This window comes from Caballeronia terrestris, from assembly GCF_001544515.1.
Classification (GTDB): domain Bacteria; phylum Pseudomonadota; class Gammaproteobacteria; order Burkholderiales; family Burkholderiaceae; genus Caballeronia; species Caballeronia terrestris.
The window spans coordinates 1-973 of sequence record NZ_FCOL02000497.1; the positions used below are offsets into that span (position 1 = coordinate 1).

Below are 973 nucleotides of genomic sequence, written 5' to 3' on the forward strand. Positions count from 1 at the left end.
AATCGAGGATGCGCCGTCGGCAGAACCTGCATGAGGCCCCTTGCTCCGGCACCGCTGATCGCGTGACGATCGACGCCGGATTCAGTCGAAATCACTGCAAGCAGCAGCACGGGCGACATCGCGCAATGGTTGGCAGCGTCCAGCACGGCCCGAGCAATCAACGTCGACTCGTCCCAACTCACACCGAATTGCGTCGATAATACGGACGCGATGGCCTTCGACAAGGGAACTGCTTCGGAGACAGACACCTCACTCAGTATGACAGAAACATCGGACGCGGGCTGGTCGTCAGCCGCGTACCCGCCACTTGCGAGCGCGAGCGCGATTCCTCCGAACGCCAGCCGTGCCAGCCGTGCTGAAGCTGGCGTGAATCTCAGCTTTACCCGCAGTGTTTCGCTACAACGCATCTCGAATCTCTGTCGTTGAGGTACGAGAAGGTTACGCCGTGGGATATAACGATTTTGATAAAAGATGAACGTGCGAGGTCAAAGCCGTATCAATCGCGCAGTAAAGACCATTCGATTTCCGCAGGCGCGCAAAAGCTCTGGTGAGCATCCGGACTCTCGATTCCACGACGTCGGCGTGGTCGAGTGTTTGAAATGGCTCCACGGGCATGCCATCCACGACGCCCACGTTACGCACGCGATGCACATCGTGTTACGGCCTTAGCGTCGCTGCTCGCAGCGCAGAGCACTCACTCTGCGTGGACTATCGTACCAGCTCTTCACCGGAATCATCGGACGATGCGCGGAAGATGGCGAAGTGGTTGAGCGGGTTATTTCGCTCCCACTAGCCGATATCCCACACCCGTTTCGGTGACGATATGAACCGGCTGAGCGGGATCGCTCTCGAGCTTCTGTCGCAGATGCCCCATATAGACCCGCAGATAATGCTGGTTTTCGGTTTGCGTGGGTCCCCAGACTTCGCGTAGCAGTTGCTGATGAGTCAGCACGCGCCCTGCATGGCGTACGAG

At 58.3% G+C, this 973-nt stretch carries 2 protein-coding genes; both read right to left on the bottom strand.

The window, feature by feature from the left end; translation table 11 throughout:
• The coding region (locus tag AWB67_RS42885; protein WP_235025628.1) for a transglycosylase SLT domain-containing protein at nucleotides 1–224 on the bottom strand (224 nt) is incomplete at its 3' end.
• A 551-nt stretch (nucleotides 225–775) separates the two neighbouring features.
• Nucleotides 776–973: winged helix-turn-helix domain-containing protein (locus AWB67_RS38540; protein ID WP_200822438.1), on the bottom strand; the 198-nt coding region annotated here is incomplete at its 5' end.